This is a genomic window from Sphingobacterium mizutaii (assembly GCF_900187125.1).
Taxonomy (GTDB): Bacteria; Bacteroidota; Bacteroidia; order Sphingobacteriales; family Sphingobacteriaceae; genus Sphingobacterium; species Sphingobacterium mizutaii.
Genome location: NZ_LT906468.1, coordinates 137,299 through 163,504, shown reverse-complemented (window position 1 = coordinate 163,504; position 26,206 = coordinate 137,299). Strand labels below are relative to the sequence as shown.

The following is a 26,206-nucleotide window of genomic DNA, read 5'->3' as shown; positions in this document are numbered from 1 at the left end:
ATATAAGACAATACACAATAGACCTTTCTTGCTTCTTATTAGAAATAGTTTGAAATAGTTGGCAGTCCTACCCAATCTAATGACTGCTGTCTAAAAAAGAGAAGGGTGGATTTTTATAAAAATCCACCCTTCTCTTTTTTAGATATTTTGTTATCTCGAGTAACGGAACTGTTGTTTGTCCATCATACCCATTTGATTCTTCATCAATTTGATCTGCTCTTCCAGCAATTTGTTCTTATCGGCCTTCTTAGCTTCAGCCAGAAGCTTCTCAGCTTCGCGCTTATTACGTTTCGCCATGGCGATACCAGCTAAGCTTAACTTTGCTAATGCAACGTTATGGTCCATATGCAAGCCCATTGCCAAGGCTTTCTTGAAAAATTTCTCTGATTGTAAAGGTGCTCTTTGCGATTCGATCAAGCCCAAAAGCATGTGGTAGTAACCATATTGAGCAGAGATCAATTCAGTCTCGTAGTTCTTGATTTTCTTAAGCCAAACCTCAGCCTTGTCCATGCGTTCTTTGCGCAAGAACCATTGTGCGATAAGCATCTTCTCGTTGAAGAAAACGGTTACCCAAGCTAAAATAGTAATCAGGATTGCTAAAATCCCCCAGCCCCATTGACCAATCCAGAACAATGCAACCGTTCCGACTACCAACAAACTACAAATTATAATGCGAACTAGATTTGACATAATTATGCTTAATACTGTAAGTTTGCAAATATCCGTTAAATTGCTGTAGTATACAACTTGTTTACAGCAAAATAATGTAAAATTTTATATAAACATATGTCTGATCGTTTTGATTCATCTTGGGAACCTATCATTAAGCCCTTATTCAATAGCACTGTTTTACAGGACTTATCTGATTTTGTAATAAAGGAAAGAAGCTTGCACAAAGTGTTTCCCCCGAAAGATTTGGTTTTTAATGCTTTTAAGTTGACCCCTTTTCAAGATCTTAAGGTAGTGATCCTTGGCCAAGATCCTTACCACAACGATGGACAGGCGCATGGACTTTCTTTTTCTGTCCCAGCAGGAATTGCGATCCCGCCAAGTTTAAGGAATATCTATACCGAATTGGTCACCGACATCCCTGGCTTTACCTATCCTAGCCATGGAGACTTGACCAAATGGGCAAAACAGGGCGTATTGCTCCTGAACGCCACCTTAACGGTCAGAGCACATGAAGCCGGTTCGCACCAGAAGAAAGGTTGGGAATACTTTACGGATGAAATCATCAAGGCAATCTCAGATCAAAGTGAACATGTGGTCTTTGTATTATGGGGAAGCTATGCCATTAAAAAATCAGCGCTGATCGACAGCAGTAAGCACCTCATATTGACAGCAGTACACCCTTCACCACTATCGGTTTACCGGGGATTCTTTGGATGCGCACATTTCTCCCAAGCCAACAGCTACCTGCAACAACATGGTAAACAAGCTATTGACTGGCAGGTGTAAAGACCTTACGCATATCTCTCTAACAAATTCTTGAACTTATAGTCCTCTGTAGAAAGGACTTCAATATGATTGATCCGAATCTTTTGATTGTTCTGCAAGATATGGGTGAACTTCAGGTGGCTATCATAGGTTATTTCCCAATCCTCATGGAAATCCACCGGTTGAGTCGCTTCACCTAGCACCACGTATTCCAAATTTCCCAAAGTAGAATATCGGCTGATCTCGATCTGCGAATCTGGTCTTTCATAAAGATAATACCAAGCACCATCGCCCACACCACCAAGATATTTCGCATGCTTAGGAACAGAGATAGGCTTAGAGCCAAAATTCACCGCACCAATGATCAGATCGTTGGGTAATAAGTTCGCCTTGTTCCTGAACACATTATCCCCTAACTGCTTCACCAAGAAAAAGAAAGACTTCCAACGGTCCATCTTAAACGACTGAAAACCATCAGAAGGACTATAGCTGTTCACGACCCTGGTCTTGCTTACATTAACAATATTGCTGATTGGGCTCGCTTTTATGGTCTCCGGAAGATTGATTCCATGCCAGAAATGATATTTCTTGGAAGCCTTCATCAACATCCTGGTAATGAACCGCGAACAGTTGTTGTTGTTCTTTGCCACTGCGCCATAGGGGTAAGTACCCTCTTCTACGCATTTGTCACCATAATCTTTCGCGATTTCAAAATTGATATCGTTGGCCACACTAAAAAAGAGCCTTCCTTCGCCATACATCGCGCCTTTCAGGGGTTCGATGGCAGCAATGATCTCTTGGATGTTTTCGATATGGCCATGCTTGAACTTGGCCTTCACCTTGATCTCCAACATGGGGTCAGAATCCTTGGATCGCGCTCGTCCATAGCCGCGAGGGGTAATATATCGGCCAAAATCATAGAAAAGCAACTCGCCCGTCTGGTGATTGACCAGCACGACGCCCGTATGCCCAACCTTGAAGTTTAAATTTTTGACAATACCAATCTTTTTGAAAAACATCATCCATTTTTCATCCCCACGTATGGTAGCATCTGGCCATGTCAATATGATTGCAGAATCTTGATATGCCATCTTTAAATATTAATATTCTAATGGTACAATTGGTTCCTTTTTACTGGTGGACATGATCATCATGGTTTGGAAAGTCTTCACAAATGGGATCTTTGAAATCTTTTCCATAATCACAGCCTCGTATGCCTTAATGTCTTTAACATACACTTTCAGCATAAAGTCGCAATTCCCCGTAACGTGGTGGCATTCGGTCACTTCTGGAATGGCACGAACGGCTTCAACAAATTCCGGAATAGCATTATGGGTATGGAAATCAAGAGAGATCTGGATGAATGATTTTATCCCTAATCCTAGCTTCTCCTCATCAACAAAAGCATGGTAACTTTTGATGAAACCAGAGTTCTCCAATTTACGAACACGCTCCAATGTAGGGGCAGGCGAGAGACCAATATTGGTCGCCAATTGTAAATTAGTTATCCTTCCGTTCTCCTGAAGAAGCTTTAGGATCTTCAAGTCCGTTTTATCTGGTTGGTAAGACATAGGCTTTTCAATAAAATTAAAGAATAGTAAATATACAAAATAATATTTGGTTTAACACAAAATGTATTTCTGATTTATTGGCTAGGTTTAATATAGATTGACTCAATCTGAAAAGAGATATTCAATTGATTTTATTTATATCAATCATTCTATTGTCATAATATAATCATTCTAAATAGCCTTTAATGCAGAAGAAATGACATTTGTCATTTTTTTTGCGGTTTACTGTGTAGGTTGAACACAAAACAAGCTTTTTTCTGCATTATAAACCGTAACTTTGCAATTCAAAACCAATGGGAAAGAACCCATCATTAAAGTGAAAGAGATATGAGCACAAAAGACGACGATTTACTAAAAGAGTTAGAGCTCGAAGAATATAAGTACGGTTTTACCACCGACATTGAGATGGAGATCGCTCCAAAAGGTCTTAATGAAGATACCATCCGTTTGATTTCCAAGAAGAAAAACGAACCGGAATGGTTATTGGAATGGAGACTGAAAGCCTTCCAACATTTCTTGAAAATGAGCATGCCGACTTGGCAAAACTTCAAAAACCCTGAAGTAGATTTCCAGGACATTTCTTATTACGCTGCCCCTAAACCCAAAAAACAACTTGATAGTTTAGACGAAGTGGATCCCGAATTATTGGCAACCTTTGCCAAATTGGGCATTCCTTTGGACGAACAAAAGGTACTTGCCGGGGTAGTAGCCGTTGATGCAGTATTTGACTCTGTTTCAGTAAAAACCACATTCCGTGAAAAACTGAAAGAACAAGGGGTTATCTTCTGCTCTTTCGGGGAGGCAGTTCAAGAACATCCTGAACTTGTAAAACAATATTTAGGAACTGTAGTTCCACAAACCGACAACGTATATGCCGCCCTGAATTCCGCAGTTTTCTCGGACGGATCTTTCGTATACATTCCAAAAGGCGTTCGTTGCCCAATGGAACTTTCCACGTACTTCCGTATCAACGCAGAAAACACGGGGCAGTTCGAACGTACCTTGATCATTGCCGATGAGGATGCTTATGTATCTTACCTAGAGGGTTGTACAGCTCCAATGCGTGATGAGAACCAATTGCACGCTGCAGTGGTTGAACTAATTGCAATGCGCAATGCGGAGATCAAATACTCAACTGTACAAAACTGGTACCCTGGAGATAAAGACGGTAAAGGCGGAATCTACAATTTCGTAACCAAGCGTGGTATCTGTAAAGGCGACTACTCCAAGATCTCTTGGACCCAAGTGGAAACCGGATCTGCCATCACTTGGAAATACCCAGGGGTAATCCTGAAAGGTGACCACTCCGTAGGCGAGTTCTACTCGGTGGCGATGACCCGTAATATGCAACTTGCAGATACAGGCACAAAAATGATCCACCTAGGAAAAAACACCCGTTCTAAAATCATCTCCAAAGGTATCTCTGCTGGCAAGAGCCACAACAGTTACCGTGGATTGGTTAAGATCGGACCAAATGCAGACAACTCAAGGAACTTCACCCAATGTGACAGTTTGTTGATTGGCGACAGATGTGGAGCCCACACTTTCCCATATATCGAGAGCAAGAACAAAACAGCTACCCTAGAGCACGAAGCGACCACTTCTAAAATCGGGGAAGACCAAGTGTTCTACTTAAACCAACGCGGTATTGACTCTGAGAAAGCCGTAGGATTAATCGTAAACGGTTATGCGAAAGAAGTATTAAATCAATTACCAATGGAATTTGCCGTAGAGGCACAAAAATTATTAGCGATCTCATTAGAAGGATCGGTAGGATAGAAATATAGAATAGAATATGTTAAGCATTAAGAATTTGCATGCGTCTATCGACGACAAACAAATATTAAAAGGACTGAATTTAGAAGTTAAGGCCGGCGAAGTGCATGCCATCATGGGCCCTAACGGTGCTGGAAAGAGTACATTAGGAAATGTATTGGCAGGACGTGACTCCTACGAAGTGACCGAAGGCGAAGCTTTCCTTGACGGAGTAGATCTATTGGAGCTTTCTCCGGAAGACCGTGCTCGCGAAGGTTTGTTCTTGGCTTTTCAATATCCTGTTGAAATCCCAGGAGTTTCAAACATCAACTTCTTGAAGACAGCAGTAAATGATATCCGAGAATATAAAGGATTACCTCCGATGGAAGCCAAAGACTTCTTGAAGATGGTAAAAGAAAAACAACAATTGGTAGAGTTCTCCGCTAACTTGGCAAACCGTTCCTTGAACGAAGGTTTCTCAGGTGGTGAGAAAAAACGTAACGAGATCTTCCAACTGGCGATGTTGAACCCTAAGCTTTCCATCTTAGACGAAACAGATTCAGGTTTAGATATTGACGCATTGAGAATCGTGGCGAATGGTGTAAACCAATTACGCACAAAAGACAATGCATTCATCGTGATTACACACTACCAACGTTTGTTGGATTATATCGTGCCAGATTTTGTACACGTATTGCACAATGGCCGCATTGTAAAATCAGGCACAAAAGAATTAGCACTTGAATTAGAAGAAAAAGGTTACGACTGGTTAAAAGAATTAGATACGCAAAATGCCTAATCAGTTGTATTAAGAAACGAGGTAATGAGCGGATTGACAACAAATAACATGAGTACATTAGTAGCAAACTCCTTATTCCAACAGTTGACTTCAACTTTTCAGGAATTGGAAACAAGCAATGATACACCAGCGGTAAAGGCTCTTCGCGAAGAGGCTTATACCCGTTTTCATGAACTTGGATTCCCTACTGTAAAGAATGAGGACTGGAAATACACAAATATCCATTCGCTGATCAACAGAAACTATCTGTTGAACGAGGATGTGGATGTTTCAAATTTAGATCTTAGCGCTGCGGACATCCCCGGATTGGATGCTCACCGCATCGTATTGATCAATGGTCAATATGTATTGGCCTTCTCTTCCTTGGAAGATGAAATCGGCTTGATCGTAAAACCTATCGAAGAAGCTCAAAATGAGCCTAAATTCCAACAGCACTTTGCAAAACATGCAGATGCTACTGGAAGCACCACGGTAGCCCTGAACACGGCTTTTCACACTTCGGGAATATTCCTGCAGGTGAACCGCAATAAGGTGGTCTCAAAGCCTATCCAAATCGTACATGTCGCTACTGGAGATCAGGACTTCTTTGCACAAACTCGTAATCTATATATCCTTGAGCAGAACGCTGAGGCTGAAATCATCGAATCCTTTATCACATTGGATGGTTCGGCTTTCAACCTGAACAACAAGGTTACCGAGATTGTAGTAGAAGAAAACGCGAAGATGCAACACTATTATTTGCAGTTAGCTTCAAATAACAGCCATTACATCAATCATACCGAGGTCTACCAAACGAAACACAGCTTGTACAACAACTACAACTGTAATTTCCCTGGTGTAGCTTTTGTACGCAATGACTTGAACGTTCGTTTGGACGCTGAGCAGGTTGAATCACACCTTTACGGAATCAACCTATTGGCCGACAATCAATTTGTAGACAACCATACTATCGTAGATCACATGAAACCTCATTGTGAATCTTATGAATGGTACAAAAATATTCCACAGGACGAATCTACAGCTGTTTTCAACGGTAAGATTTTCGTTCGCGAAGATGCGCAGAAAACAAATGCCTTTCAACAGAACAACAATATGTTGATCGGTGACAAAGCTACCATCTATACCAAGCCACAGCTTGAGATCTTTGCAGATGATGTAAAATGTTCACATGGTTGTACCATGGGACAATTTGATGATGATGCATTGTTCTACTTACGCGCTCGTGGTATCGGCGAAGAGAGCGCACGTATCCTGTTGGTTCACGCCTTTGCTTTTGACGTTACATCCAGATTCTCAGATGAAAACGTAAGGAACTTTGTTGAAGCCTTAGTAGCAAAAGGATTAGAAAGAAAATAATAGTAGTGTAGTTTTAGTATAAAGGCGTCTTGGCGAAAGCTAAGACGCTTTTCTTTTATGTTCTTTCGTTTTCGAGAAGACCTCAGCCCTCATCCATTTCGCTCTCATAAGAAAGTATTTTTCTCAAAACATTTGAACTTCAAGCTCTTTGGTTTATATTTGCCCTATGAGCGCTCGCCAATTTGCACAATTCTTTATGGACCCTTGGATTTACTGAGTTAAGTAAATCTTCTGCGGTTTAATGAATCAGCTAAATTTCTTTTTAGCTGCAAGTACAAACAATTCAATTTTATTTCATGGAAAAGAAACATTGGTTTAAAACCTATATCTATATATGGGTAGGGCAATTTGTCTCCTTGATAAGTAGCTCTGCCGTCAACTTCGCAATGATTATCTGGCTAAGCCTTGAATTTCGGTCGGCTGAGGTCTTAGCCTTTGCTGCCATTTCGGGTCTATTGCCCCAGGCCATAATTGGCCCATTCGCCGGCGTGTATATCGACCGCTGGGACAGAAAGAAGGTCATGATTTTTGCAGATGCCTTCATTGCCTGCTGTACCCTGATGATGACTTTCGCTCTGCAGGATGGTCATATTAACCTCTCGCTGATCTATCTGTTGATGGTCTGCCGCTCCATAGGTTCCGCCTTCCATCAACCCGCCATGCAGGCCATTGCTCCACTACTGGTTCCAGAAGATCAGCTATTGCGCGTTTCAGGAGTCAACCAGATCTTGCATTCTGTGAGTGCCATAGCCGGCCCAGCATTAGGTGCATTGGCCATTGCCAACCTTCCGATCAATCAGGTATTATACCTTGATGTTATCGGTGCGGCATTCGCGATCAGCAGCCTAATGTTTATCAGCATTCCTTATTTTAAATCCGAAAGCAAAGCCTCCCTGAGGCAAGTCTGGGGTGATCTAAAACTGGGATTCTTGGCTATTCACAAGAACAAAGGCTTGAACAGGATGTTTCTTTACTCCATTATTGCCATGATGGGCATCCTCCCTGTTGCCATTATGTTCCCTTTATTGACCATCGAACATTTCAAAGGCGATAAATTTGAGATGAGCGTCATTGAGGTAATCTGGGGCGTAGGCATGTTGGTTGGAGGATCCGCATTAAGTGCATTTAAGCTGTCATTCAGAAAGATACTTTTGATCAATTACATGCATATCCTATTGGGCTTGACCTTTGTGTTTTCAGGGGTGCTGCCCGCGAATATGTTTATCATTTTTGTGGTATTGACAGGAATTGGCGGAGCGTCCATGTCCATCTTCAATGCGGTATTTATGACCATTATCCAGGAAGAGATCGCACCTGAGATGTTAGGCAGGGTATTTTCCCTGTATTTCAGTTTTGCGATCATCCCGAGTTTAATTGGACTGTTATTCGCCGGAAACATTGCAGACCATATTGGCGTAGCCAATGCCTTTATTATTGCAGGGGTGTTATGTGTGCTGTTGGGGATAGTTTCATTTATGACGCCTAGTTTAATGCGGTTGGGGATCAAGGAGGAGTAGGTTAGTCAATCCATTTGAATAGAAATTCATCACGATATTCTACATTGAATTTATTTAAAAATTCAGTGTATTCCTTTTGAAATGTTCTATTTAAATGGATTTTATCTTGGTTTTTGATATAATTATATACTTTATCAACTTGAGAATAAGAATAGGAAAAGGCGCCAAAACCACTTTGCCACGAGAATTTATATGAAAGCCAATTTTGTTTATTGATAAAAATAGTAGAGTGTTTTTTAATATCCCTAACCAAATCAGACAATGAACTTTCTGGTTTTAATTCTATTAGGATATGGATATGATCTTCCATTCCATTAATAATGATCGGTTTTATACCTTTGTTTTTTATTATTCCAGAAATGTATTTATAAACCTCTAGCCTCCAAGGCATTTTCAACAGAGTTTCTCTATTTTGAACCGAAAAAACAATTTGAATATAAATTTGCGAATAAGTGTTTGCCATTAATTATTGTTATGAGTTATCTATTGGCAAATTACATTTTGGGTTGTATTGATATCATTATTTTTGTATTAATTAATTTGATTAATAAATGTTTCCATAACCACGTGCCACAGGGACAAAATCGATATATTCACCAACATCAATAGCACTTAGATAACCCCGTTAGGGGTTCAATTATTTTAGCAATATCGGGACACATAGGATTACCCCTTTAGGGGTTTAAGAATTGAACGTTAACATTTTTGCAATTCAACATACTGCAACCCCTAAAGGGGTAGCACCGTTCTAATAACCAATCCTAAAATAATTTCACCCTTCTAGGGTGACATGGCGATCAGCCCCATATGTCCACCAACATCAATGGTACGCAGAAAATCCCTTTAAGGGTCCAATTATTTTAGCAATTACGGATTACATAGGATTATCCCTTTAGGGTGGCGTGACAATCAATACCTTTTATCCCTCAATATCAATGGCGCGTAGAAAACCCCGTTAGGGGTTCAATTATTTTAGCAATATCGGGACACATAGGATTACCCCTTTAGGGGTTTAAGAATTGAACGTTAACATTTTTGCAATTCAACATACTGCAACCCCTAAAGGGGTAGCACCGTTCTAATAACCAATCCTAAAATAATTTCACCCTTCTAGGGTGACATGGCGATCAGCCCCATATGTCCACCAACATCAATGGTACGCAGAAAATCCCTTTAAGGGTCCAATTATTTTAGCAATTACGGATTACATAGGATTATCCCTTTAGGGTGGCGTGACAATCAATACCTTTTATCCCTCAATATCAATGGCGCGTAGAAAACCCCGTTAGGGGTTCAATTATTTTAGCAATATCGGGACACCTAGGATTACCCCTTTAGGGGTTTTAGAATTGAACGTTAACATTTTTGCGATTCAACATACTGCAACCCCTAAAGGGGTAGCGCCGTTCTAATAACCAATCCTAAAATAATTTCACCCTTCTAGGGTGACATGGCGATCAGCCCCATATGTCCACCAACATCAATGGTACGCAGAAAATCCCTTTAAGGGTCCAATTATTTTAGCAATTACGGATTACATTGGATTATCCCTTTAGGGTGGCGTGACAATCAATACCTTTATCCCTCAATATCAATGGCGCGTAGAAAACCCCGTTAGGGGTTCAATTATTTTAGCAATATCGGGACACATAGGATTACCCCTTTAGGGGTTTAAGAATTGAACGTTAACATTTTTGCAATTTAACATACTGCAACCCCTAAAGGGGTAGCGCCGTTCTAATAACCAATCCTAAAATAATTTCACCCTTCTAGGGTGACATGGCGATCAGCCCCATATGTCCACCAACATCAATGGTACGCAGAAAATCCCTTCAGGGGTTAAATTATTTTAACAATTACGGATTACATAGGATTATCCCTTTAGGGTGGCGTGACAATCAATACCTTTTATCCCTCAATATCAATGGCGCGTAGAAAACCCCGTTAGGGGTTCAATTATTTTAGCAATATCGGGACACATAGGATTACCCCTTTAGGGGTTTAAGAATTGAACGTTAACATTTTTGCGATTCAACATACTGCAACCCCTAAAGGGGTAGTGCCATTCTAATAACCAATCCTAAAATAATTTCACCCTTCTAGGGTGACATGGCGATCAACCCCATATGTCCACCAACATCAATGGCACGCAGAAAATCCCTTTAAGGGTCCAATTATTTTAGCCAAAATTCCAACCATTCCTCCCACCCATCTTTTGCCCTTGTTCGAGGCATGTTCGGGAATTACCCAACTATCCATTCAATAAAATACTGACCACTTCGGGATTTTCCGAATGTGTCTCGAATAAGACCCAATAAAAACCGCCAAACTCTAGCTTCTATTTTTACTTTTTGTTATGATAGCTAACTTCAATCTCGGGGTTGATTTTCTGGAGGGCATTGATAACTTCCTCATTATCTACCGGCGAGATATAAACCTCTTCGTATTTATCATAATAGATAATCAGACCTTTCATGGCGGTTGCTGGTCGCATTCCGCTATATAAATTTTTGCCAACCTCAATCCTCCTTATCGATTCGATCTTGACCTTGCCAAAAAATATTAAGCAACGATATCTTAAATATTCCGAATTGATTTTATAGGAAGTTGTGAAATAAGTAATCAGATAAAAAACGAGAATACAGGCTACTAAGGTGGAAAGGACTGTCAAATACTTTGATAAAGGCGCTTTCGATATGGCCAAAATCCCCGTAAACACTGGTATTAAGATCGCATAAAGAATCAGGAGGTAAAAATTATCCCATTTGGATTTATAATTTGGCATACCCTAAAATAACAAAAGCTTCCAATATTTGGAAGCTTTTGCTTGGAGCGAAAGACGAGATTCGAACTCGCGACCCCAACCTTGGCAAGGTTGTGCTCTACCAACTGAGCTACTTTCGCTTGAAGTGCTACAAAAATACAATAATACTTGGTTCTTGTCAACCTTAAGCGTGATATTTTTGCAAATAATTGTGAAATTATAGCGTAGCCTTAATGGCATCCACACAATTCATTCCATCGATCGCCGCAGACACGATTCCACCCGCATAACCTGCTCCTTCTGCACAGGGGTATAAACCAGCAACTTGCGGATGTTGCAAGCTATCTTTATCTCTTGGGATACGTATCGGTGAGGAGGTCCTAGACTCCACTCCTACCAAAATTGCTTCATTGCTATAATAACCTTTCATCTTCTTTCCAAAGATCGGCAAGGCTCCTTGCAATGCAGAATACACGAATTTCGGCAATACTTCGCGCAGATCGACCGAACGGGTCCCTGGCTTATAGGAATTCTCAGGTAGATCGAAAGATACTTTATTCTGAACGAAATCTACCATTCGTTGTGCTGGAGCAACTAAATTACCACCGCCCAATTGAAAGGCCTTTTGTTCGATCTGTCGCTGAAATTCCAATAAGGCAAATGGATCTTGGTCCGAGCCTACTACATCTTCCAAGTTAATCTGGATTACGGTACCTGAATTGGCATGCGGATTATTTCTTTTTGATGGTGACCAACCATTCACCACGATCTCATCCTGATCGGTGGCACAAGGAGCGATAATCCCTCCGGGGCACATGCAGAAGGAAAAAACACCACGACCATCAACCTGTTCGACCAAACTATAATATGCTGGCGGCAGGTTCTCCGGACGAATGGAACAATGGTATTGCGCAGAGTCGATTACGGCTTGGGGATGCTCGATCCTAACACCTAAGGCGAAAGGTTTTGCTTCCAACAACCAATTTTTGGAACGGAACAGCTCAAAAATATCACGAGCGGAATGCCCCGTTGCCACGATCACATGATCGGCCTTTATGATTCCTTCACTTTCCGTCTTAACCCCTTCTACCTTTCCAAACTGCTCTAATATATCCGTAACCTTACAATCGAAATGCACTTCGCCGCCCATTTCGATTATCCTTTCACGGATACTTTCAATGATATGGGGCAATTTATTGGTTCCAATATGTGGTCTGGCATCTACTAGGATATCTTCCGTAGCGCCATGTTCCACAAAGATGGAAAGGACCTGTTGTACATCGCCACGTTTATTAGAGCGCGTATACAACTTACCATCCGAATAAGTCCCAGCACCCCCTTCTCCAAAACAATAATTGGATTCTGGGTTGACGAAGCCTTCTCTATTGATCTTGGCAAGATCCCTTCTTCTGTCCTGCACTTTCTTTCCACGTTCTAAAACGATGGGCTTCAATCCCAATTCTATGCATCGATATGCAGCAAACAATCCTGCAGGACCGGCACCGATGATAATCACGGGCTTAGCATCCTTGACATTTTTAAGAGCGGTATGGTAATCTGGGAGCTGTACAGGTTCGTCGATAAAGAAGACGACCCGCATCCGGAAGAGGACTTGTTTTCCACGAGCGTCAATAGAACGCTTACGGATATGGAAACCATTGATTTTACTTGTTGGAACACGGAGTTTCTTGGCTCCTTCAGCAAGGATTCGCTTATCATCCTGAACAAAATCAGGACTGATGGCAATTTCAATTTCTTTTTGCATAGTCTGTTGGGGATTTATCCCAAAAATCTTGGCAAAGATACCAAAAACTGACAGAATTTCGTGTTTAGCTAGTATTGGTATGTCATTTGATATTGCTTTTTTGTGAAAACAAATTCTTACTTTTAAATATTACTTGTAAAAACATTACACATGAAAAGATTATTAATCGTATTTGTAGGTTTATTAACTGCTCTTTCTTTCAGTTCTTGTGGGTATAACACCATGGTATCCAAGGACGAAAATGTAAAAGGAAAATGGGCACAAGTTGAAAACGCCTACCAACGTAGAGCGGACTTGATCCCTAACTTAGTAAACACTGTAAAAGGAGCTGCACAGCATGAACAAGGTACATTGACTGCCGTAACAGAAGCTCGTGCAAAGGCGACTTCAGTACAAGTAGACCCAAACAATTTGAGCGAGGAAGCGATCGCTAATTTCCAACAAAACCAAGATGGACTTTCACAAGCCATCGGACGATTATTGGTGAGTGTAGAAGCCTATCCAGACTTAAAAGCGAATTCGAATTTCCAGGAGTTACAGGCCCAGTTGGAAGGTACCGAAAACCGTATTTCAGTAGAGCGTAGAGCCTTCAACGAAGCGGTTCAGGATTATAATACCACTGTTCGTAGCTTCCCGAACAACATTATGGCAGGAATCTTCGGATTCAAGGCAAAAGGAACTTTTAAAGCTACTGAAGGATCTGACAAAGCGCCTACAGTTCAGTTTTAATGAATTTTTATTGTTGTTGACATAACGTAAAGATGAATGTTGGGGGCTTTCACTTCTGCATTCATCTTTTCTATTTTTAGACCCCATGGAGATATTCAATCAAGAAGAACAAGAGAAAATTGAGCATGCCATCAGCCTAGCGGAGAACCTGACATCCGGGGAGATCCGTTTGGTAGTAGAACGCAGGGTTCATGATAAGGAAGCGATTGATCTGGCAAAAGATTATTTTGAGAAACTCAAGATGCATCAGACGGCATTGCGCAATGGGGTATTGATATACCTGGCGACAGATGACCATCAATTTGCCATTATTGGCGATGCTGGGATTGACAGCAAAGTTCCAGAGGACTTTTGGGAATCGACCAAAGATCTGATGTTGGGTTCTTTTAGAAAGGGAGATTATGTTAGTGGATTGATTGCTGGAATTGAAAAAGCCGGTGAACAATTGGGCAGATATTTCCCGAGGAGATCGGATGATGTGAACGAACTTCCGAATGATATTTATTTCGGTAAATCTTAATTTTATGCAGAAAACATCACAAATTGTGAAATTTTCAACCCGTATATTATTCAGCTTTTTTATAGGCTTAATATTTCATTTACAAGCCTTTGCTCAGGATTTTCCGCCTGTGGCGAAGGATTTAGTAACTGATTATACCAACACCCTGAATTCCAGCCAAAAGCAAGAACTTGAACGTAAGTTATTGGCCTTTGAGGATTCAACCAGTATTCAAATTGCGGTCGTGGTCATGAATAGCACTGGCGACTATGACATTGCCGATTATGGCGATCGTCTAGCCAAGCAGTGGGGTGTGGGAAACAAGAAATTCGATAATGGCATTTTGTTCCTGGTAGCCCTTGGAGACCGTGCAGTCACGATCCGTACCGGTTATGGTTTAGAAGGAGCGGTTCCAGATGTTATTGCTTACCGCATCATTGAAAACGAGGTAAAACCCGCTTTCCGTCAAGGAGATTATTTTAAAGGGATCGATGATGGAACTAGCGCATTGATATCCTATTCCAAAGGAGAGTATAAAGCCGACCCTAAGGATGGCTATTCGACAGAAGGAGGCGGCGGAATACCTGTCATATTCATTGTGATTGGTATCATCATTTTAATTTCCATTATCTCCAAATCTGGAGGTGGCGGCAAAAATGGCGGTGGTAAGGTAATGGGTGGACGTGGATCATCGGACTTGTTCTGGTGGACATTATTGAACTCATTGGGCCGTGGTGGCGGTGACAATGATGGCGGAGGATTTGGTGGCGGCTTCGGCGGCGGTGGAGGCGGCGGCTTCGGAGGTTTCGGAGGCGGTGGCTTCGGCGGTGGTGGTGCCAGCGGAAGATGGTAATGGAACGATTAATGTACTATAGTAAAAAACGTAAAACAATAGATATGAAAAAAACAATGTTAGCTGTACTGGCAGCAGTCCCTACTTTGCTTTTTGCCCAAGAGGACTTTTCCATCAAAGGAAATATAAAGAATGTGAATGCGCCAGCGAAAGTGTATTTGATGTATGTAGATGGCGGACAACGCCATATTGATTCTGCTAATGTTGATAAAGGACAGTTTACCTATAACGGAATTGTTTCAGAACCTACGCAAGCACAGATCATTTTATCTGCTGATGGCAAACCATTGAACCAGATTGAAACTCCAGATATGACCATGCTTTACCTTTCTAAAGGTGTAATCAAGGTTACCGGTGATAATATGGCAAATGCTGAAATCTCAGGAAATGAGATCAATACTGATTTTAGCAAATACAAAGCAGCAATTAAAGCTGTAACCGATCAATTTGAGACTTTAAACAAGGAATATCAAGCAGCAAGTCCAGACCAACAACAGGATGAAGAATTCCTGAAAACGTTGCAAGGGAAGGCTGAAGGATTATTCAAGCAACAGACTCAACTCAATGAGCAATTCATCAAGGACAATCCAAACAGTTATGTGACTTTAGGATTGTTGGACGAGATGGTAAGTGCCCAAACGGTTAATAATGTGGTAGGCCCTGCTTATGAAAAGCTTTCTGCGGCATTGAAAAACTCTACCCGTGGAAAAGCATTGGCAGCAAAGATCGAGAAACTACAAAAAGTTGCTATCGGTTCCGTAGCGCCAGAAATCGCATTGCCTGATACAACAGGTAAAGTGGTTGCTTTGTCTTCATTACGTGGTAAATACGTATTGATTGACTTCTGGGCGAGCTGGTGTGGACCATGTCGTCATGAAAACCCGAATGTGGTAGCAGCCTTCAATAAATTCAAAGACAAGAACTTTACGGTATATGGTGTTTCCTTAGACCGTGAGAATGGTAAAACAGATTGGTTAGAGGCTATTAAAGCAGACAATCTTTCTGGATGGACCCAAGTGTCTGACCTTAAGTTCTGGCATTCACCAGTAGTAGAACTTTATGGTATTGAAGGTATTCCTCAGAATTTCCTATTAGATCCTGAAGGTAAGATTATTGCAGTTAACCTTCGCGGTGAAGCTTTAGAAGCTAAACTAGCTGAAGTAATCAAATAAGCAAAAAGATCATTAAAAAACTCCGAGAGAATTTCTCGGAGTTTTTTGTTTAGGCCTATTCTTAACCAAATAATATCCTGAAGACATCTTCTAAGGTAGCCACTGGCCGGACCAAGATCTGATATCTTTTCACATCCAATCCTTTGGTATTATATTTTGAAATAAAGATCTGTTCAAATCCTAATTTTTCAGCTTCTTGGATTCGCTGTTCGATACGATTTACGGCCCTGATTTCGCCTGATAGACCTACTTCACCAGCAAAGGTGATATTGGAAGGCAGAGCGATATCCTGTTGAGATGAAATAAGCGCTGCAATAACGGCCAAATCAATAGCGGGATCTTCCACCCTTAGTCCGCCAGCAATATTGAGGAATACATCCTGCGCGCTTAAGCGAAATCCAAAGCGTTTTTCAAGGACAGCCAAGAGCATGTTCAACCTTTTCGTATCAAAACCCGTAGAGCTCCTCTGCGGCGTTCCATATGCGGAGTTGGACACCAAGGCCTGCACCTCGATCATCAATGGCCTCATGCCCTCTAACATGGCTGCTACGGCAATTCCACTGACCTGCTCCTCCCTTTGCGAAAGCATGATTTCCGATGGGTTGGAAACTTCCCTTAAACCGGACCCCTGCATTTCATAGATACCGAGTTCAGAAGAAGATCCAAATCTATTTTTAACCGCTCTAAGTATGCGATAAACGTGGTTTCTATCGCCTTCAAATTGCAAAACGGTATCCACCATATGTTCCAATACCTTTGGTCCCGCAATGGAACCATCTTTGGTAATATGCCCTACAATAAAGACCGGTGTATTAGTCTCTTTGGCAAACCGTAGCAACTCAGCCGTACATTCCCGCACTTGAGAGACCGAACCGGGAGCCGATTCTATCTGAGCAGAATGTAAGGTCTGTATGGAGTCGATGACCACCACATTGGGTTCTACTTGATCAATCTGCTTGAAGATGTTCTGCATGGAGGTCTCCGTAAGGATATAGCAATTCGCATTGGAGTTCTGGGACAATCTTTCCGCTCGCATCTTGATCTGCTGTTCACTTTCCTCACCCGAAATATAAAGGGTTTTCACCTTGGGAATAGATAACGCCAGTTGCAACATCAGGGTAGATTTTCCAATACCTGGTTCACCACCGATCAAAACCAAGGAGCCCGGAACAATCCCACCCCCTAATACGCGGTTGAACTCCTTATCCGGAGATAAGATCCGTTGCTCTTCGGAGTACACGATCTCATGGATGACCGCAGCTTTGTTAGTTCTTTTCTGTATGCTTGGGCCAGCGCTCGTGCTACGCCATTCAGGCACGCGGCTAGAAGCCTTTTCCACCACTTCTTCAACAAAGGTATTCCATTGTTTACAAGAAGGACATTGCCCCAACCACTTTGGAGATTCATATCCACATGATTGACAGAAATATGCTGATTTTGTTTTTGCCATTGAGCGAATTTAAAAAAATGTATCTACATGTTGTAACAATACCTTACTATTGTCGACAAATACCAATAAATGACTGAGAACCTAGAGCAAGAATTTGTAAATCTTTTGGAGGATAATCAAAATATCCTACATAAGATCTGCAAGCTGTATACAACAGATCTTGCATCTCACCAGGACTTGTTCCAAGAGATGGTTATTCAGTTATGGAAATCCTATCCAAAGTTCAAGGGCGAGTCAAAGTTTTCAACTTGGGCATATAGAGTTTCCTTGAATACAGCAATATCATTATACCGAGGCAAAAAGACAAAAATAGCGACCGTTGATTGGGATCAATCCCTAGCCAACATCCGCTATGAGGAATACAATTCAGAGACTGAAGACCAACTAAAACACCTATATGATGCCGTACGCCAATTGAATGATATCGACAAAGCTTTGGTTTATATGTACCTCGAAGACAAGGACTATACCGAGATCGCTGAGACTTTGGGGATTAGCGAAGTAAATGCCCGAGTCAAAATGAATAGAATCAAGAACAAACTGAAAGAAATGCTAACAAAGAAAGGAGTGGTTTAATGGATGAACTAGATTTTCTAAAACAACATTGGCAAAAGGACCAGGGATTTCCTAAGGTAAACAAGGAAGAAATCCGCAATATGTTGCATAAGAGTTCATCCTCCCTTGTGAAATGGATTTTTATTATCAGCATCATCGAATTATTCCTTGGCATCATATTAAATGTGTTCGTATTTCTTTTTGATACGGATCCCGAAAAATTACCTTATGCATTGGAACTGCTCACCAATTTTATTGATGTAGCTTCCTATATCATCATTCTCTATTTTATCTATGCCTTTTTCAATTCCTATAGAAAAATAAAGAACACCAATAATACCAAGGAACTCCTATCCAATATTTTGGTGACCAGAAAAACTGTTGCCCATTATATCCGGTTCAATATTTACCTGATCATGATCGCTTTGGGAATAACTGCCATGAGCCTTATTTGGGAGGAAGATGTATTCCATAAATCCATAGGTCATAATATCCTATTTATTAGTCTTCTAGGCTTTATAATTTTTGTGATAGGCTGGGCGATGATATCCTTGGTAAAATGGATCTATAAGCTAATCTATATCAGGTTGGTCAAAAAGCTGGAGAAGAATTACGAGGAATTGGAAAGACTGGAAAGAGAAGAAGGATAGGTTTATCCAATAAGTCAAACCGAGTAGTAAAAATTTGGACTAAATTTATCGGAAGATGATGACAGCAAAGTGGAAGGCAAAAAAATATATTTTTAATTTTGGTGATATAACCCCATAGGGGTTCCATTATTTTAGCTGGCATGGCACGTTAGCCTGGAAGTAGCGCAAAAAAGAGTTTTTTCTAGAAAATAAATATAAGTCTAAATACCTATTAACACAGATTTAGCAACCATGTCATTATTAAAAGGTTATTACAACAATCCATAAACAAGAAAAGGAGCATTACTGCTCCTTTTCTTGTTCAAGGTCTATAAACGCATCGAGGAATTGACCTTCCTCTTCGAGGGCATTGAAAACGATCTTTACCATTTTCGCGTTCTTAATCTCTTCTGTCATGGGTGTCAATTTCAATTTGATATTGACAGGTTTGTCTTGCTGTAAAAGATAATTCAGGTAATTTTCTCTGTCAGAAAGCTGAACGATCACTCTATCGATCTGCACGGAGGTCAACATATGTGATTCCTCTTGTGCATCGATCAATGCCGTAGCGAAAACATTCAATCTGAATTCCCTAGGGTTCTTATCGTAAGATATGGCAAATAAGTCGACCACCAAAGTATCTCCAGATGCCGTTACCGACTTTAGATCAAACTGAATATCATCAACCACATTTAAATTAGGATCTTCTTGGGCTTGCGACATTTTAGGCAATAAAAATGCAATAGCAAGTCCAAGAATGTATAAAAATTGTTTCATACGTTCGTATTAACGAAGCCTCTCGGCTGATTTAATTAATTTATTGTCGTTTCTGATTCCACGAATAGCAAAGGATAAACATAGAATAGAAACCGGTAAAAGGAAGAATCCGATACCGATATTGTTCGCTCCAATATGCTGATTGATCAGATCCAGGATATTGTTCGCTGTAATAAACATCCAAATGGCAAATAAACAGATCAATACTACTTGAGCGAGGATCAGGTTCAATTGAAGTTTCCGGTTTTTATATTGGAATATGATAAAGATGGGGATCAAAGCCAGGACTACGGTGGCAATGGTCATCAATAAAAAGCCAGTTTCTTTAGTTGTCACATTGTTTGCTGAGGAATATACGCCAGTTACATAGATGTTTTTTCCAAGTCCTACCAAATCAATGTAGCCAACAAAAGGGAACATGAAAAGAGCAAATAAAACTAGGCTTGAAAGCAATAACCAAACGGTTTGAATACGCTGTATCATATTTATAGATTATTTATATCGCAAATATAATACAAACAACTTAAATAGGTTTTGGTTTCTGCTTTGTAAATCGTTCAAGGGAGGGGATTTCCGTTTTATTTATACCATAATTTCAATATCGATGCTCGTTCCTTTTCCTACTTCGGAGCGGATATCCAATTTACCGTGCAGGTAATTTACCCTGATCTTCACATTGGTCAACCCAACTCCATCTTTAGGATCATCCTTCAATTGATTAGCCCGGAAACCCTTGCCATCATCTTCAACAGTAATAAAGACCACATTATCTTCGACACTGCACTGGACCAAGATGTGTTTGGCCTCGGAATGTTTCAAGGAGTTATAGATCAATTCTTGGATGATGCGGTAAATATGGGTTTGTTGCTCTTGGCTCAGGATATTAAATTGGCCATACAATTGCAATTCGATCTTAGTCTGGGAGTTTTGCAGACTTTTACATAAGTCGCCTAAAGAAATCTCAAGACCGAAACGGCGCAGGGATTCGGGCATAAGGTTATGGGAAATCCTACGCATTTCGGAAATCGCATAGTCCATATCAACGAGAATGGAATCGACCTTATCATTCGGATTGGACAGTTGGCTGTCCAAGATCTTATATTTAATAGAAGCTAGTACACTCCCCAGACCATCGTGCAGGTCTCTGGAAAGCCTGTTCCTTTCTTTTTCTTCTCCATGCAACATGGCATCCAGCGACATGAGCTTTTGCTTTTGTTTTTCCTCTAAGAGCTTTTGGTTATTGTTGATTTCTTGCTGCTGAAGCAATCTTTTGTTTTTCTGATGGTTTTTGAACAGAAAATAACCAATCAACAGAAGGATGATCGCCACCAAGGCAATGATGATGCGGGTATTTTTAATATCACTTTCGGTTTTCTCCCTTTCTGTTTTCAGGGAAAGGATCTCACTTTCCTTTTCGAGAGTTTGATATTTAACCTCATAATCCATGATTGACTCCCGGATCCGCCTATTGTACATGGTATCTTGAAGGATATCCTTCTTTTTTACCCACTCCATGGCCTTTTTGTAATCCTTTAACCCTTCATAGATCTTGACATAAGCGATAGCAATATTCAAACTGTCCTGAAAGAAAGAATAGCCCACATCCATCCTTCTTTCTACATATACATTCAAATCCCTGAATGCAGCTTGAAAATCCTCTTTATTAAGGTTTATCAATGCCCTTTGGTAATATAAACTAGTCAAAGTCCTTGGATTGTCTACCCCTTCTTTCTTGAGATTTTCGATGGCTTTGTCCATGTGGGACAGGGATAGATCATAGTTCTGTTTAAATCGGTTATATACCGCATACACAAAATGATAGTCGCTTAAGGGCAATTCTCCTTTATGTTTCTTGATAAATTTTTCATACCCTGACATGACCTCTTCCGACTTCTTACCGTCATCCATGGCATTTAGGGAAACGACCAAAAGCTTATACACCTCATTCATGGTCAATGGGTCGTATTTTCCCTTATTCAGGTATTCCAAAGATTCTATCAGGTATTTATTGGCCTCTCCATATTGCAGGTTATTCCAGAAATTAAGTCCAATTTTATAGAGGATGTTTCCCGTAATCACATCATCTTTGGCTTCTTTGGCCATTGGAAGCGCCTTATTGACCAAGATTTCCAACATTCTGATGTGCTTGTCCTGCCACTGATACGCCGAAGCCAGATTATTCAATAATTTAGCCCTTAACCATTTGGCTTTAATGCCATCAAATTTGGCCAGCTCAGCATCTGCTTCTTCAAATAGGCTGATGGCTTTGGGAAGATCATAATCCATATAAAACAAACCCTCATAAACTTTCCCCATACCATGGGCGATAGGAAATTCATTTTTATATAGGAGTCCTTGTTTTAGATAATTATGGGCTGCAGCGGAATCTGAAAAGGAATAGTAAAAGGAAAGTTCAAAGATATTAAAGGCTTTATCTTCGACCGTAATATTGGTTTTTATGAGTTTTTCTAGGCTGTCAATTTCTGTTTGATAAGGCCTTTTGACTTGTTCTCCTTTTGCAGAGAAAACAAGCAGGCAGCAAAGCAGAAGGAATGGCAATATTTTGCACCTAGCTAGCATATTTGATGTTTAACTAAAGGTTTTATTAAATAGAAATAGGCAGTGAAAATCACTGCCTATGCATGATATGTATAAAGATAAACTATTTTTCGATTTTTATGGCAATGCCCTCCTCTTCGATGGCTTGCACCGTTTCGTCGGTAATCAAAGGACTAGTTTTCTTAAGTGCCTCGAAAAGTTGTTCAGCATCTCCCTTGAACTGTACATTCAATGTCGAACCTGATGCTTTGTATTTCATTTTTACATCTGAAACTTTCTTGTTGGATTCCAAGCCTGTAGAAATGGTCTTTAACTCAGCAAGATTTACACCTTCAATTAAGACTACCAGTTCGCCTGCCGCATCCTTATCGCCTTTTTTCCCTAAAAGCCCGCCTAATTTCCCACCAATGCGACCAGCCTTATTCGAGGCATTGTCTACCTTATTGGAAGTGTTTTCAACCTTGTTCAATGCTCTGTCGATTTTATCCAAAAATCCTTGAGCAGAGGCTGCATAGGTACAGCCAAAAAATAATGTTAGTATGATCAATAACTTTTTCATGAGCTATGTTTTTAATATAGGACTAAGTTAGAGCTAATTGCAGCTCTAAAACATACCCAGATAAGTGGTAAATTTTGTACTTGAATTCAAGTACAAGGCATTCATCTGGAACAGGTACAACCTAGGTTGTCTGTTAATTTTTTACCTGATCTTTATAATTGCAGGTATGAGCTAAATTGATATTAATTACATTTGCATGGTGGAAGAACAAATACCTAAATACTTTTTGGAAATAGCATACAATGGAACTGCTTACCATGGTTGGCAGATCCAGGACAATGCTGTCTCTGTTCAGGAAAAACTGAACCAAGCCCTTTCCATTTTACTTCGCGAGGAAGTGGAAACGATTGGTGCGGGTCGTACAGACAGCGGTGTGCATGCAAAGCAGTTATTTGTTCATTTCTCCAGTAAGGCTAAGGTTTTGGAGAACAAGGATCGATTTGTTCACTCCCTGAATGCTTTAATGCCATTTGATATATCGGCAAAGCGCCTAATTGAGGTAGATGCGAAAGCCCATGCCCGATTCGACGCAACGCAAAGAAGCTATGAATATCATGTACATTTTCAGAAGGATCCTTTCTTGCATGAATTTTCTTGGCAGTTGCGCGATAAACCCGATGTGGAAAAAATGAACATTGCAGCTTTAGATTTGTTAGGTAGGCAAGATTTTTCTTGTTTCAGCAAATCGAACACCCAAGTATTCACCAATTATTGCGATATTAAACGTGCGGAATGGTTGTGGGATGGTGATAGATTGGTATTCCATATCTCAGCAGATCGTTTTCTGCGGAACATGGTTCGGGCAATCGTTGGAACCTTGATGGAAATTGGCCTAGGCAAGAAACCTATAGAACATATTAAAGAGGTAATTCAAAGTATGGATCGCTCCAAAGCTGGCACTTCGGTCCCTGCCTGTGGGCTTTACCTAACAGAGGTTAATTATCCATATATTGATTAAAACTAAGATTTTGGAAAAAGACAAGATTTCAGGAAATGCATACGACAGTAAACTGCTGGGTAGGTTAGCCAAATATATCCGTCCCTACATGCCTGTTTTCTGGGTTTCCGTTATACTCACGATTTTACTCGCAGCGGTAGCTCCTGCCCTTCCGTTATTGGTGGAATATACCTTGGACCACTACATATTATCCGGAAAAAGTGAAGGGTTGACCACAATGCTCTTACTGATGTTTGCCCTGTTAATTGCGCAAACCATCATCCGTTATTTCCATACCTTGATGACCAATACCTTGGGGCAGTCGGTAATCCGCGATATCCGGATTCAAGTATTCAACCATATTACCAACCTCAGGTTAAAATATTTTGATAATACCCCTATCGGAAGATTGATCACCAGGACCATCTCCGACTTGGAAACCATAGCCAATATCTTCTCTGAAGGTCTGATCCAGATTATTGGGGATCTATTGCAATTGGTGGTTATCCTAGGGGTCATGTTCTATACCGATTGGAAATTGACCTTGGTGGTATTGATCCCAATGCCTTTGATGATCGCAGCGACCTATATCTTTAAGGAGGCCATGAAATCAGCTTTCCAAAGTGTCCGTTTATGGGTTTCTAATTTGAACACCTTCCTTCAGGAACATATCTCGGGGATGAGCGTCATCCAATATTTTGCTCGTGAAGATCAAGAGATGCGCAAATTCAAAGCTATAAATGCGGAACATAGGAATGCGCATATCCGCGCGAACTGGTATTTTTCGATCTTCTTTCCAGTTTTGGAAATCATCGTAGCCATCGCCACGGGTCTATTGGTATGGTATGGTTCCAAGCAGATCTTGGCAGATGTGATTTCTCCGGGGGTGGTAGTCGCCTTTATCATGTATATCAACATGATCTTTAGACCTATCCGCGAGTTGATCGATAAGTTCAATACCCTTCAGATGGGTATGGTTTCCGCAGAACGCATCTTTGATGTGCTGGATACCGACGAATTCACTCCAAATGAAGGAAAATATAAACCAGAACATGTTAAGGGTGAGATTACCTTTAAAAATGTATGGTTTGCTTATAACGAGGAGAAGTGGGTATTGAAAGATGTAAGCTTCCATGTCGAGCAGGGTGAAACCTTAGCATTGGTAGGTGCTACTGGTGCTGGAAAATCATCTATCATCAATATCCTGAGCCGCTTCTATGAAATCCAAAAAGGAGAGATCTTATTGGACGGTGTAAACATCAAGGAATATGATCTGACCTTCCTGCGTCAGACCATTGCTACCGTGCTGCAAGATGTCTTTTTGTTCTCGGACACGGTATTGAACAATATCAATCTGAATAACCCCAAAATATCCTTTGAATCTATCGAGGATGCCGCGAAAAAAGTTGGAGCTTATGATTTTATCATGCGTCTTCCAGGTAACTTCAACTACCAGGTCCAAGAGCGGGGTTCGACGCTGTCTGCTGGTCAGGCACAGTTAATATCCTTTATCCGTGCCCTGGTTCATGACCCTAAAATCTTGATCCTTGATGAAGCAACTTCTTCCATCGATACTGAAACGGAGGAATTGATTCAAAATGCCATTGAAAACCTGATGGAAGGCCGTACTTCTATCGTAATTGCCCATAGGCTGTCCACCATCCAGAAAGCGGATAAGATTATTGTTCTGGATAAGGGTGAGATCAAGGAAATCGGCACGCACCATGAGCTATTGGAAATGGAAGGTTATTATAGGAAATTATATGACTTGCAGTTTAATTCGGCTGGGATATAGGTGAGGGAGATATGAGATGTGAGATTTGAGATGTGAGATTTGAGATGTGAGATATGAGATATGAGAAATGAGACATTTTTCAGGGCGCTAAATTTTTTGCCTTTTAATTCCATAGGCCTGTCATGTTGAGGAACGAAACATCTCGGAATATTGCAATCCTAAAAAATAAATCAACGAAGATTATAGTAGATTATATTGGAGTACGGTTCCTCAATCGTAGATTGAGGATGACACGATTGTATGGACGGGAGCCATACAGATTCTTCACTTACCGTTCAGAATTGGCAATGCCCTAAGGAGGGATTCAGAGTGCCAACGAAGAATCTATTTTTTTATTTTTTTTTAAGTATTGCTGTCATGCGAAATCGTAAGATGAGCAAACTATTTTTTAATGATTTGACCCTGTAAAGTGGATTTGTTGAAAAATATTTCACCCCCGCTAGGGGTTATCCCCAAAACACATCTTTTTTCTATAAAGATTCCACCCCCACTGGGGGTTGTATTGCCCAAATGTATCCCTTATGCTGTCATGTTGAGGAACGAAACATCTCGGAATATTGCATACCTAAAAAAACAAATTAACCTAGATTATTTTGGCGTACAGTTCCTGCACCTTCGGTGCAGAATGACAGATCGTATAGTGGAGAACCGTACAGATTCTTTTCTGGAGGAATATACTGCGCAAAAGAATTCCCTAAAACCAATAATTTGAAAAATAAGATAGAAAA

The 26,206-nt window shown here is 40.6% G+C and carries 24 protein-coding genes and 1 tRNA gene; 13 read left to right on the top strand and 12 right to left on the bottom strand.

Annotation, left to right across the window (positions count from 1 at the left end):
* Positions 1-150: 150 nt before the first annotated feature.
* Entirely contained in the window at positions 151-690 is a 540-nt protein-coding gene (locus CKW03_RS00745) for a hypothetical protein (protein ID WP_093101271.1), read from the bottom strand.
* A gap of 96 nt (positions 691-786) precedes the next feature.
* Here CKW03_RS00745 and ung point away from each other — a divergent pair, with 96 nt between their 5' ends.
* Positions 787-1,458: a uracil-DNA glycosylase gene (gene ung / locus CKW03_RS00740; RefSeq protein ID WP_093101269.1), complete on the top strand. Its 672-nt coding sequence runs from the start codon at positions 787-789 to the stop codon at positions 1,456-1,458.
* A gap of 5 nt (positions 1,459-1,463) precedes the next feature.
* On the opposite strand, the gene CKW03_RS00735 is transcribed toward ung, so the two are convergent.
* A complete protein-coding gene (locus tag CKW03_RS00735; RefSeq protein WP_093101267.1) occupies positions 1,464-2,528 on the bottom strand; it encodes a DUF6695 family protein in 1,065 nt (354 codons plus the stop codon).
* Positions 2,529-2,537: 9 nt separating this feature from the next.
* Positions 2,538-3,008: an Lrp/AsnC family transcriptional regulator gene (locus CKW03_RS00730; RefSeq protein ID WP_093101265.1), complete on the bottom strand. Its 471-nt coding sequence runs from the start codon at positions 3,006-3,008 to the stop codon at positions 2,538-2,540.
* A gap of 327 nt (positions 3,009-3,335) precedes the next feature.
* On the opposite strand from CKW03_RS00730, the gene sufB reads away from it, so the two are divergent.
* The 4 genes from sufB to CKW03_RS00710 all read left to right on the top strand — a co-directional run bounded on the left by sufB (position 3,336) and on the right by CKW03_RS00710 (position 8,435).
* Positions 3,336-4,787, top strand: coding sequence for a Fe-S cluster assembly protein SufB (sufB, locus tag CKW03_RS00725; RefSeq protein ID WP_093101263.1), 1,452 nt, complete (start codon positions 3,336-3,338; stop codon positions 4,785-4,787).
* A 16-nt stretch (positions 4,788-4,803) separates the two neighbouring features.
* Positions 4,804-5,562, top strand: a complete 759-nt coding sequence (gene sufC / locus CKW03_RS00720; protein WP_093101261.1) for a Fe-S cluster assembly ATPase SufC — start codon at positions 4,804-4,806, stop codon at positions 5,560-5,562.
* Positions 5,563-5,610: 48 nt separating this feature from the next.
* Complete coding sequence (gene sufD / locus CKW03_RS00715) at positions 5,611-6,918, top strand: Fe-S cluster assembly protein SufD (protein ID WP_093101361.1); 1,308 nt, start codon at positions 5,611-5,613, stop codon at positions 6,916-6,918.
* Between the two features lie 296 nt (positions 6,919-7,214).
* Positions 7,215-8,435 carry an MFS transporter gene (locus CKW03_RS00710; RefSeq protein ID WP_093101259.1) on the top strand — a complete coding sequence of 407 codons (1,221 nt, stop codon included), beginning with the start codon at positions 7,215-7,217 and terminating at the stop codon, positions 8,433-8,435.
* A 1-nt stretch (position 8,436) separates the two neighbouring features.
* Here CKW03_RS00710 and tnpA read toward each other — a convergent pair whose 3' ends face one another.
* The 4 genes from tnpA to CKW03_RS00690 all read right to left on the bottom strand — a co-directional run bounded on the left by tnpA (position 8,437) and on the right by CKW03_RS00690 (position 12,964).
* On the bottom strand, positions 8,437-8,898 hold the full coding sequence (tnpA, locus tag CKW03_RS00705) for an IS200/IS605 family transposase (RefSeq protein WP_093101257.1): 462 nt from the start codon (positions 8,896-8,898) through the stop codon (positions 8,437-8,439).
* Positions 8,899-10,779: 1,881 nt separating this feature from the next.
* Positions 10,780-11,220 carry a PH domain-containing protein gene (locus tag CKW03_RS00700; protein ID WP_093100174.1) on the bottom strand — a complete coding sequence of 147 codons (441 nt, stop codon included), beginning with the start codon at positions 11,218-11,220 and terminating at the stop codon, positions 10,780-10,782.
* 43 nt (positions 11,221-11,263) lie between these two features.
* Positions 11,264-11,339 (bottom strand) — tRNA-Gly (locus CKW03_RS00695).
* 77 nt (positions 11,340-11,416) lie between these two features.
* Positions 11,417-12,964 carry an NAD(P)/FAD-dependent oxidoreductase gene (locus CKW03_RS00690; protein ID WP_093100172.1) on the bottom strand — a complete coding sequence of 516 codons (1,548 nt, stop codon included), beginning with the start codon at positions 12,962-12,964 and terminating at the stop codon, positions 11,417-11,419.
* Positions 12,965-13,114: 150 nt separating this feature from the next.
* Here CKW03_RS00690 and CKW03_RS00685 point away from each other — a divergent pair, with 150 nt between their 5' ends.
* The 4 genes from CKW03_RS00685 to CKW03_RS00670 all read left to right on the top strand — a co-directional run bounded on the left by CKW03_RS00685 (position 13,115) and on the right by CKW03_RS00670 (position 16,217).
* Positions 13,115-13,693, top strand: coding sequence for a LemA family protein (locus CKW03_RS00685; protein ID WP_093100170.1), 579 nt, complete (start codon positions 13,115-13,117; stop codon positions 13,691-13,693).
* 85 nt (positions 13,694-13,778) lie between these two features.
* Entirely contained in the window at positions 13,779-14,213 is a 435-nt protein-coding gene (locus CKW03_RS00680) for a TPM domain-containing protein (protein ID WP_093100169.1), read from the top strand.
* Between the two features lie 4 nt (positions 14,214-14,217).
* Positions 14,218-15,045, top strand: a complete 828-nt coding sequence (locus CKW03_RS00675) for a TPM domain-containing protein (RefSeq protein WP_093100168.1) — start codon at positions 14,218-14,220, stop codon at positions 15,043-15,045.
* 44 nt (positions 15,046-15,089) lie between these two features.
* Positions 15,090-16,217: a TlpA disulfide reductase family protein gene (locus CKW03_RS00670; protein WP_093100202.1), complete on the top strand. Its 1,128-nt coding sequence runs from the start codon at positions 15,090-15,092 to the stop codon at positions 16,215-16,217.
* Positions 16,218-16,278: 61 nt separating this feature from the next.
* On the opposite strand, the gene radA is transcribed toward CKW03_RS00670, so the two are convergent.
* Entirely contained in the window at positions 16,279-17,667 is a 1,389-nt protein-coding gene (radA, locus tag CKW03_RS00665) for a DNA repair protein RadA (RefSeq protein ID WP_093100166.1), read from the bottom strand.
* Between the two features lie 69 nt (positions 17,668-17,736).
* Here radA and CKW03_RS00660 point away from each other — a divergent pair, with 69 nt between their 5' ends.
* On the top strand, positions 17,737-18,243 hold the full coding sequence (locus tag CKW03_RS00660; RefSeq protein WP_093100165.1) for an RNA polymerase sigma factor: 507 nt from the start codon (positions 17,737-17,739) through the stop codon (positions 18,241-18,243).
* Positions 18,243-18,872 carry a DUF8845 family protein gene (locus tag CKW03_RS00655; RefSeq protein WP_093100164.1) on the top strand — a complete coding sequence of 210 codons (630 nt, stop codon included), beginning with the start codon at positions 18,243-18,245 and terminating at the stop codon, positions 18,870-18,872. Before CKW03_RS00660 ends, CKW03_RS00655 begins: the two co-directional genes overlap by 1 nt.
* A gap of 282 nt (positions 18,873-19,154) precedes the next feature.
* Here CKW03_RS00655 and CKW03_RS00650 read toward each other — a convergent pair whose 3' ends face one another.
* The 4 genes from CKW03_RS00650 to CKW03_RS00635 all read right to left on the bottom strand — a co-directional run bounded on the left by CKW03_RS00650 (position 19,155) and on the right by CKW03_RS00635 (position 22,746).
* Positions 19,155-19,628, bottom strand: a complete 474-nt coding sequence (locus CKW03_RS00650) for a hypothetical protein (RefSeq protein ID WP_093100163.1) — start codon at positions 19,626-19,628, stop codon at positions 19,155-19,157.
* Between the two features lie 9 nt (positions 19,629-19,637).
* Positions 19,638-20,111 (bottom strand): DUF4293 domain-containing protein, encoded by a 474-nt coding sequence (locus CKW03_RS00645; RefSeq protein WP_093100161.1) that lies wholly within the window; start codon positions 20,109-20,111, stop codon positions 19,638-19,640.
* A gap of 99 nt (positions 20,112-20,210) precedes the next feature.
* A complete protein-coding gene (locus CKW03_RS00640) occupies positions 20,211-22,208 on the bottom strand; it encodes an ATP-binding protein (protein ID WP_093100160.1) in 1,998 nt (665 codons plus the stop codon).
* 82 nt (positions 22,209-22,290) lie between these two features.
* Positions 22,291-22,746, bottom strand: a complete 456-nt coding sequence (locus CKW03_RS00635) for a hypothetical protein (RefSeq protein WP_093100158.1) — start codon at positions 22,744-22,746, stop codon at positions 22,291-22,293.
* Positions 22,747-22,942: 196 nt separating this feature from the next.
* On the opposite strand from CKW03_RS00635, the gene truA reads away from it, so the two are divergent.
* Positions 22,943-23,704 (top strand): tRNA pseudouridine(38-40) synthase TruA, encoded by a 762-nt coding sequence (truA, locus tag CKW03_RS00630; protein WP_175486339.1) that lies wholly within the window; start codon positions 22,943-22,945, stop codon positions 23,702-23,704.
* Between the two features lie 88 nt (positions 23,705-23,792).
* Positions 23,793-25,478 carry an ABC transporter ATP-binding protein gene (locus CKW03_RS00625; RefSeq protein WP_373865674.1) on the top strand — a complete coding sequence of 562 codons (1,686 nt, stop codon included), beginning with the start codon at positions 23,793-23,795 and terminating at the stop codon, positions 25,476-25,478.
* Positions 25,479-26,206 lie beyond the last annotated feature (728 nt).

Excerpts from the sequence above, each read along its gene's own strand:
- sufC (WP_093101261.1), top strand. The coding sequence starts at position 4,804 with ATGTTAAGCATTAAGAATTTGCATGCGTCTATCGACGACAAACAAATA.
- CKW03_RS00735 (WP_093101267.1), bottom strand. The coding sequence starts at position 2,528 with ATGGCATATCAAGATTCTGCAATCATATTGACATGGCCAGATGCTACC.
- sufD (WP_093101361.1), top strand. The coding sequence starts at position 5,611 with ATGAGTACATTAGTAGCAAACTCCTTATTCCAACAGTTGACTTCAACT.
- truA (WP_175486339.1), top strand. The coding sequence starts at position 22,943 with ATGGTGGAAGAACAAATACCTAAATACTTTTTGGAAATAGCATACAAT.
- CKW03_RS00675 (WP_093100168.1), top strand. The coding sequence starts at position 14,218 with ATGCAGAAAACATCACAAATTGTGAAATTTTCAACCCGTATATTATTC.
- CKW03_RS00660 (WP_093100165.1), top strand. The coding sequence starts at position 17,737 with ATGACTGAGAACCTAGAGCAAGAATTTGTAAATCTTTTGGAGGATAAT.
- CKW03_RS00645 (WP_093100161.1), bottom strand. The coding sequence starts at position 20,111 with ATGATACAGCGTATTCAAACCGTTTGGTTATTGCTTTCAAGCCTAGTT.
- CKW03_RS00640 (WP_093100160.1), bottom strand. The coding sequence starts at position 22,208 with ATGCTAGCTAGGTGCAAAATATTGCCATTCCTTCTGCTTTGCTGCCTG.
- CKW03_RS00625 (WP_373865674.1), top strand. The coding sequence starts at position 23,793 with ATGCCTGTTTTCTGGGTTTCCGTTATACTCACGATTTTACTCGCAGCG.
- CKW03_RS00670 (WP_093100202.1), top strand. The coding sequence starts at position 15,090 with ATGAAAAAAACAATGTTAGCTGTACTGGCAGCAGTCCCTACTTTGCTT.
- CKW03_RS00650 (WP_093100163.1), bottom strand. The coding sequence starts at position 19,628 with ATGAAACAATTTTTATACATTCTTGGACTTGCTATTGCATTTTTATTG.
- CKW03_RS00635 (WP_093100158.1), bottom strand. The coding sequence starts at position 22,746 with ATGAAAAAGTTATTGATCATACTAACATTATTTTTTGGCTGTACCTAT.
- CKW03_RS00700 (WP_093100174.1), bottom strand. The coding sequence starts at position 11,220 with ATGCCAAATTATAAATCCAAATGGGATAATTTTTACCTCCTGATTCTT.
- ung (WP_093101269.1), top strand. The coding sequence starts at position 787 with ATGTCTGATCGTTTTGATTCATCTTGGGAACCTATCATTAAGCCCTTA.
- CKW03_RS00745 (WP_093101271.1), bottom strand. The coding sequence starts at position 690 with ATGTCAAATCTAGTTCGCATTATAATTTGTAGTTTGTTGGTAGTCGGA.
- radA (WP_093100166.1), bottom strand. The coding sequence starts at position 17,667 with ATGGCAAAAACAAAATCAGCATATTTCTGTCAATCATGTGGATATGAA.
- CKW03_RS00710 (WP_093101259.1), top strand. The coding sequence starts at position 7,215 with ATGGAAAAGAAACATTGGTTTAAAACCTATATCTATATATGGGTAGGG.
- sufB (WP_093101263.1), top strand. The coding sequence starts at position 3,336 with ATGAGCACAAAAGACGACGATTTACTAAAAGAGTTAGAGCTCGAAGAA.
- tnpA (WP_093101257.1), bottom strand. The coding sequence starts at position 8,898 with ATGGCAAACACTTATTCGCAAATTTATATTCAAATTGTTTTTTCGGTT.
- CKW03_RS00730 (WP_093101265.1), bottom strand. The coding sequence starts at position 3,008 with ATGTCTTACCAACCAGATAAAACGGACTTGAAGATCCTAAAGCTTCTT.
- CKW03_RS00690 (WP_093100172.1), bottom strand. The coding sequence starts at position 12,964 with ATGCAAAAAGAAATTGAAATTGCCATCAGTCCTGATTTTGTTCAGGAT.
- CKW03_RS00655 (WP_093100164.1), top strand. The coding sequence starts at position 18,243 with ATGGATGAACTAGATTTTCTAAAACAACATTGGCAAAAGGACCAGGGA.
- CKW03_RS00680 (WP_093100169.1), top strand. The coding sequence starts at position 13,779 with ATGGAGATATTCAATCAAGAAGAACAAGAGAAAATTGAGCATGCCATC.
- CKW03_RS00685 (WP_093100170.1), top strand. The coding sequence starts at position 13,115 with ATGAAAAGATTATTAATCGTATTTGTAGGTTTATTAACTGCTCTTTCT.